Source organism: Cesiribacter andamanensis AMV16 (assembly GCF_000348925.1).
Taxonomy (GTDB): Bacteria; Bacteroidota; Bacteroidia; order Cytophagales; family Cyclobacteriaceae; genus Cesiribacter; species Cesiribacter andamanensis.
Genome location: NZ_AODQ01000187.1, coordinates 1 through 6,691, shown reverse-complemented (window position 1 = coordinate 6,691; position 6,691 = coordinate 1). Strand labels below are relative to the sequence as shown.

6 protein-coding genes and 1 pseudogene are annotated in these 6,691 nt (G+C 56.7%); 2 read left to right on the top strand and 5 right to left on the bottom strand.

Annotated features, from left to right (window positions below; genetic code table 11):
• Positions 1 to 165: 165 nt before the first annotated feature.
• A complete protein-coding gene (gene asnB / locus ADICEAN_RS19905; RefSeq protein WP_009197467.1) occupies positions 166 to 2,058 on the bottom strand; it encodes an asparagine synthase (glutamine-hydrolyzing) in 1,893 nt (630 codons plus the stop codon).
• A gap of 3 nt (positions 2,059 to 2,061) precedes the next feature.
• On the bottom strand, positions 2,062 to 2,718 hold the full coding sequence (nth, locus tag ADICEAN_RS19900) for an endonuclease III (protein WP_009197466.1): 657 nt from the start codon (positions 2,716 to 2,718) through the stop codon (positions 2,062 to 2,064).
• A gap of 184 nt (positions 2,719 to 2,902) precedes the next feature.
• Between nth and ADICEAN_RS19895 the strand changes: the two genes are divergently transcribed.
• Entirely contained in the window at positions 2,903 to 3,202 is a 300-nt protein-coding gene (locus ADICEAN_RS19895; protein WP_009197465.1) for a hypothetical protein, read from the top strand.
• 85 nt (positions 3,203 to 3,287) lie between these two features.
• Here ADICEAN_RS19895 and ADICEAN_RS19890 read toward each other — a convergent pair whose 3' ends face one another.
• The 3 genes from ADICEAN_RS19890 to ADICEAN_RS19880 form a co-directional block, all read right to left on the bottom strand.
• Complete coding sequence (locus tag ADICEAN_RS19890; protein WP_009197464.1) at positions 3,288 to 3,527, bottom strand: hypothetical protein; 240 nt, start codon at positions 3,525 to 3,527, stop codon at positions 3,288 to 3,290.
• Positions 3,502 to 4,101, bottom strand: coding sequence for an RNA polymerase sigma factor (locus ADICEAN_RS19885; RefSeq protein WP_009197463.1), 600 nt, complete (start codon positions 4,099 to 4,101; stop codon positions 3,502 to 3,504). Before ADICEAN_RS19885 ends, ADICEAN_RS19890 begins: the two co-directional genes overlap by 26 nt.
• A 325-nt stretch (positions 4,102 to 4,426) precedes the next feature.
• The gene (locus ADICEAN_RS19880) at positions 4,427 to 5,260 is read right to left on the bottom strand and encodes a hypothetical protein (protein ID WP_009197462.1); all 834 of its coding nucleotides are present in this window, start codon (positions 5,258 to 5,260) and stop codon (positions 4,427 to 4,429) included.
• A 133-nt stretch (positions 5,261 to 5,393) separates the two neighbouring features.
• On the opposite strand from ADICEAN_RS19880, the pseudogene ADICEAN_RS19875 reads away from it, so the two are divergent.
• Positions 5,394 to 6,691, top strand: a pseudogene (locus ADICEAN_RS19875) (excinuclease ABC subunit UvrA); the annotation flags it as partial.

Here is a 6,691-nt window from a genome sequence, read left to right as displayed (position 1 = left end):
ATTATCGTACCGCAAGTTACTTTTACTATACTACGCATCAAGACTACGCATCAAGGGGGAAACACTTCTTTGCTATCCCTTTGGAGAACACTATCTCTTACTGGGATTCCGCTAAGGCATGCTAAAACCCATCCTCCAGCCAGTGTGCCAGCAGGGCAATGGCCATCAGCTCCTGGCTGTAATCGGCCCGGCCGCTTTTGTGGGTCTGCAGCAGCTCTTGTGTGACGGCAGGGGGTAGCAGGGGGTGCGAGGGGATGATCCGCCTGCTGCAGCCACTGCCAGAGGGCTTCGGTCTTTCCCTCCCCGTACCCAGCCGCCAAAAGGGGGGCCAAAGCCCTGTTTGGGCCGCTGGGCATAGGCCTTACCGCCATGCCGCTCCAGCAGGGCCTTCAGGATCCACTTTTTACCCCCTTTCAGCAAATGGTGGGCCGGCAGCCGGGCCAGAAAGTCCCAAAGGGGTTCGTGCAGGTAGGGCTGGCGCAGCTCCAATCCCCACTGCATGCCCGCCCGGTCGTTGAGCGCCAGTACATCGGAGGTAAGGTAGTAGTGGCGGTCATGCTCCAGGGCCCAGGCCAGCCAGTCGGGAGGCTGCTGCGGCTCGGCGCGCTCGGCCGGGCCGCGCTCGGCCGGGCCGCGTTCGGCAGGGGGCAGCAGGGCCAGGCTGGTAAAGTTGAGATAGGTCTGGTAGGGATCGGCCCGCAGGTTGCGGCTGAATTTTTTGGCAAGCTGCCAGCCCGCCCGTCCCGGCAGGGGCAGGGCCGTCGGGAACAGCCCGCTGGCCGATTCCAGCAGCGGAAACAGGGGCAGCAGCCAGTTGCGGTTGCGCAGGTACCAGGCAAAGGCCCCGTGGCGGTTGTAACCCCCAAAGGCCTCATCGGCACCGGCACCGCTTAGCACCACTTTCACCCCCTGGGCAGCGCCATCAGCTCCATAATTTCCCGAGGTGGCAAATTCGCTCAGCAGGTTGGTGAGCAGCCAGGCCCCATCGCCTATGGGCTGGTCCTGGCGGGAGGCCAGTTCGCCAAAGCGGCCCAGCAGCGCATCGGCCTCCAGGGCCAGGGGGTGGTGGTAGGCCCCGTATTGGCGGGCAGCTTTTGCAGCCCACTCAAAATCGCGGGTGCCCCAGCGGGCCTCCTGCGCGCTATTGCCCAGCGTAAAGCAGCGGGGCAGTTGCCAGGCCGCATGCTGGCGCAGCAGGGCCAGCAGCAGGGTAGAATCTACCCCGCCGCTCAAAAACAGGCCCACGGGCACATCGGACTGCAGCTGGGCCAGCAGGGCGTCTATCAGCAATTCTTCAACCGTATCCAGTACCCCCTGGTCACTTTCTGGCAGCGAGGCAGTGGGGGCAGGCGGTACAAAGCCCTCCAACAGGGGGTCGGCGCCGGGCTGCAGCAGCAGGCTGTGGCCCGGCTCCAGCTCCCGTATACCCCTGTAAAAGGTATGGGGCCGGGCAGCGTATTTATAGCGCAGGTAGTGGAACACCTGCTCCTGGTGTAGCGCTTTGTGCACCAGGCCGCTGGCCAGCAGGCCCTGCAGCTCAGAGGCGGCCAGCCAAGTGCCCTGCTGCTGGCTGTAATAGAGCGGCTTTTGGCCCCAGCGGTCCCGTGCCAACAGCAGCTGGGGGGGCTGGTCCTCCTGCTGTTGCCAGAAGGCCAGCGCAAACTGACCCTGAAAGCGAACCAGTGCACTCCTGCCCCAGGCCAGCAGGGCATAGAGCACCACTTCGGTATCGGAGCTGCTGCTAAAGGCGCAGCCCAGCCGCAGCAGTTCGTTGCGCAGCTCGGTATAGTTATAGAGTTCCCCATTGTAGCTGAGCACCCCCTTCTTGCTTCCCAGCTGGCGCTCCATGGGCTGGTCGGCGGCGGGCCTGGGGTCCAGAATGCGCAGGCGGTTGCTGCCCATGGCCAGCAGGCCGCTGCCCCAGGGCAGGTACTGCTCTCCCTGGCTATCGGGCCCGCGGTGCTGCTGCCGGCTGAGCATCTGCTGCAAGGGCGTCTGCAGAGGGGAGCGGGCTGCCAGCGGTCCGTCGGTGGCCAGTATGAGGGCGATGCCACACATGGGCTATAGGGTCTGGGGCTTTACATTCTTTTCGAAGTAGCGGCAGAAGTGGGTAAGCGGACACTCCCCGCATTTGGGCGTGCGGGCCAGACAAATGTAGCGTCCGTGCAGGATCAGCCAGTGGTGCGCCTGCGGAATTACAGCCTTTGGCAGGTGGCGGATCAGCTCCAGCTCTACCTCCAGCGGGGTTTTGGCCTTCTGGGCCACCAGACCCAGGCGCTTGCTTACCCGGAATACGTGCGTATCGACGGCCATGGTAGGCTGGTTGTAGACAACGGAGGCAATAACGTTGGCCGTTTTGCGTCCTACACCGGGCAGGCGCTGCAGTTCCTTTACATCGGAGGGCACCTGCGAGCCAAACTCCTCTACCAGCATTTTGGCCATGCCCAGCAGGTGCTTGGTCTTGTTGTTGGGGTAGGAAATGCTGCGGATGTAGGGGAAAAGCTCATCAAAATGGCTGGCCGCCAGGTGTTCGGGTGTAGGGAAAGCGGCAAAAAGGGCAGGGGTGGTCAGGTTTACCCGCTTATCCGTACACTGGGCGCTCAGGATTACGGCCACCAGCAGCTCGTAGGGATTGCCGTAGGCCAGTTCGGTTTCGGCTTCGGGGCTGTGGGTGGTAAAGTAGTCCAGAAAAGCCCTATAGCGATCTTTTTTCTGCATGCACCAAAGATAGGCAAAAATCAGCCTATTCGGCCCGCAGGAGCCCGTTTTGCCGGCCGGCCGGCTGCTGTCTCTGGAAAGCGCAGATAAAAAACGGCCCTGCACTTGCACCTTTTCAAAACCAACCATCGTATTGAAGGTATGGCGCCAGTGAGGTGCTGTATTATTCTAAGGAGACATTCCCATGAGTACCCGTAAAATTTACATAGTAATTTTTGTGCTGGGGCTGGCCATGGTCTGGTTGGGTTTTTTGTACACGACCTGTGAGCAAAAAATGCATTCCTCCTCTGGCGTTGCCACTACCGAGCAGGTGGTGGAAGACAACAGCTTAACCGGGCACCGTATCGATCCTCTTTCTTCTGCCGGTGTAGACAGCGGCAGTGCCTCCGTAAAAAAAGCCGTCAGTGGTTTTCCGCTGGTGCTGGCCGGTCTTGGCCTTGTAGTTGTGCTGGGCGGGGCTGTGAGCTACCGCCAGCGGGAATAAGCCATACCTACTCCCTCCCATACAAAAACAGAAAGCCTGCAGGAACACTGCAGGCTTTCTGTTTTGGGTAGGTATACAAACAGTATTAGTTTCTGAGCCCGGCCATGTTAAGGGCGCCGGCCCAGTCCAGTATGCGGTTGGTAACGGCTTCTGAGGGGTGCAGAAGCAGGGTATCGAGCTGTTGCCTATCGGCTTGCAGCTGTTGCCACTCGTATTGCAGGCGCTCATCAAACTGGAGCGCGCGTTTGATTTCTATGCTTTCAGCAGGGCTGGTATCTTCATAGAGGTACCTGAGCAAATCATCCGGGGTAAAGGTTTTGATCATAGGCGATATTATTGCTTTCCATCTTTTTTCTAAGATTGATCAGCGCATATCGCATACGACCCAGGGCGGTATTGATGCTTACTCCGGTTGCGTCGGCTATCTCCTGAAAGCTCATTTGCATGAAGTGCCGGCGGATGAGCACATCGCGCTGGGCATCGGGCAGCTCGGCAATGAGCTGGTAGAGCAGCGTATGTGTTTCCTGCCGGATCTGTTCATCCTCATAGGTGCCTTCGGAGAACTCCACCGTATTAAAAACAGGGTTGCTATACTCCATATTGATAACAGGATAGCGCTTCTGTTTCCGGAAGTAGTCAATGGCCAGGTTGTGCGCGATGCGCAATATCCAGGGAAGGAATTTTCCCTCCTCATTGTAGCGGCCCGATTGTATGGTATTGATGGCTTTCACAAAAGCATCCTGCAGGAGGTCTTCTGCTATTTCGCTATCTTTTACAATAAGGTAAACCGCTGTGTAAATCCTCGACTTATGACGTTCTACTAACGTCTTAAAAGCCTCTTCGTTGCCATTTTTGTACAACAGCACTAATTGACTGTCGTTCAATGCACTTTTACTCATGTAATTGTCTGTTAAGCTAACGTAGAGGTTTAAGCCATAGTATCGTTTTAGAGGTTTAAGGAATAAAATATTTCGAGAAGGGTTTGCTCGTTAACCAAATATAGGGAATCACACTAAAATCTTCAAGAGATGTAAGGGATTATATAAGAATTAACAGTTCTTAACGTTTAGGACCCTCGCTATCAGGCTGCTGGCAAAAAAAACAGCTTTTTTTCCTGATTTTCAGCACAATTTTCCTGCCATATTTTTGTGAACTCAGGAATTTAGGAAATTAAATTTTGTGAAAGGGGATGGCAACGGAACTTTTCTGCAAGCAGCTCCTTAACTACCAGCTTCTTACCGTATACCGTACCCCCAGGCGAAGCTGGCTGGCCCTGGATCTCTCATATCCTTTTCCGATACGTTCTTCCCCATTGTATACCGGGCTCAGGCTGTGCTGCAGAGCCAGGGAAAGGGAGAAGCGATCGGTAAGCTCATAGGCAATACCGGTATGGACCCCTAGCAGCACACTCCTAAAGCCAGTCCCGCTCCGGTCTTTTTCCATCTCGAAATAATATTCGCCCGGATCTTCCCAGCTGCTGCCCGGTGTGTAGTACATCTCGGGAGCATAGAGCTGGGAGTACAGTTTGTAGGAGAGATCAAAGCCGGCCTGTACCGAAAAGCGGGCCAGCAGCTGATAGCTGGCACCCAGTTCCTGTAGGGCGTACAGCACGCTGGTTCGGCCGCTTCGGCTATCGGAATAGCGTAGCGTGTTGTTGTCATCACAGGGAACAGCAATCAAATTCCCATTTTCATCCCGCTCATAGCAATAGGAGGTGGGGTTTTCGCCGGATGAAGTTTCGCTTACTGTAGGCTGAAACCGAAGCAGGCTGAAGCCCAGGCTATGGTAAACCTGCAGCCGCTCATTGCTCCTATACCCCAGGTTCAGCTTTACATATCCCGCTGGCCTGTTCTGATAGGTATATGCAATATCATTGGTAGCCGTAATGCTGCAATAGCCTGAACTAGGTGGGCAGGGCTGCCGATCGGCCATATGCGTATACGCTGGGATAAACGAGTGCTGCCCACCCGCTTCCAGCGAAAGCTGCCATTTTTGAGCACTGGCCGATAGCAAACAGCCCCAGAAAAGGCTGCAAAAGAGGATAAAATGGGTACGCATGGAATAAGGGGGTATTGTTATGCCAAAGCTAGAAAAAGTTTTCCGTTCTCCAACAGCCCCTAAAACTTTCCCTTTACACTCCAGTGTTATACCCCTGAGCCTCTGCTCATTTTTTTGTATTTTTGCACTATCTATGAAGCAACCAACCGCAGTATCCCCTGCCTCCGATATCCTCGACGAGCTTGATCCGCGCCAGTACATCATCATCAAGGGCGCCCGCGTCAATAATCTCAAAAACCTGAGTGTGGCCATTCCCCGCAACAAGCTGGTGGTGGTAACGGGCGTATCGGGCTCGGGCAAATCGTCTCTGGCCTTTGATACCCTCTTTGCCGAAGGGCAGCGCATGTATGTGGAAAGCCTCAGCTCCTACGCCCGGCAGTTTCTGGGCCGTATGGAAAAGCCCGAGGTGGAGTACATCCGCGGCGTATCGCCGGCCATTGCCATTGAGCAAAAGGTAAGTACCAAAAACCCCCGCTCTACCGTAGGCACCACCACCGAAATTTACGACTACCTCAAGCTGCTCTTTGCCCGCATTGGCCACACCTACTCGCCCGTAAGCGGGCAGGAGGTGCAGCGCGATACGGTCAGCAGCGTGGTAGACTTCCTCAACAGCCTGCCCGAGGGCACGCGCTTTCTGGTGCTCTGCCCCTTTGTGCGGCACCCCGAGCGCAGCCTGCAGGCCGATCTGAAGGTGTTGCTCAGCAAGGGCTATACCCGCATCATGGCCAATGGCGAAACGCGCGAGATCGAAGAGCTCACCGAGCTGCCCGAAAAGGAGCTGGCCGGCCTGCAGTTTGACCTGCTCATCGACCGGGCCGCCACCGACCCTCAGGATGAGGACCTGCAGTTTCGCCTGGCCGACTCGGTGCAGACGGCTTTTTATGAGAGCCACGGCGACTGTTTAGTTGAGGTGATCGGCGATGGTCCCCAGGCCGGCCGCCATCCCTTCTCCGACCGCTTTGAGCTGGATGGCATTCAGTTTGAGGAACCCAGCGTAAACCTCTTTACTTTTAATAACCCCTATGGCGCCTGCAAAACCTGCGAGGGCTTTGGGCAGGTGCTGGGCATTGATCCCGACCTGGTTATTCCCGACAAAGGCCTGAGCGTATATGAAGGGGCCATTGCCCCCTGGCGCAGCGAGGGCAAGCGCGAAGACTGGCTGCAGCCCCTGCTGCGCAACGGCATCCGCTTCGATTTTCCCATCCACCGCCCCTACAACGAGCTTACGCCTGAGGAGCAACAGCTGCTCTGGGATGGCAACAGCTATTTTGAGGGGATCAACCGCTTCTTTAAGTGGGTAAACACCCAGCTGCACAAGGTGCAGTACCGCGTGCTGCTGAGCCGCTACCGGGGCCGCACCGTTTGCCCCGACTGCCGCGGCACCCGCCTGCGCAAAGATGCCCAGCATGTGCGTATAGGAGGAGACCTGAA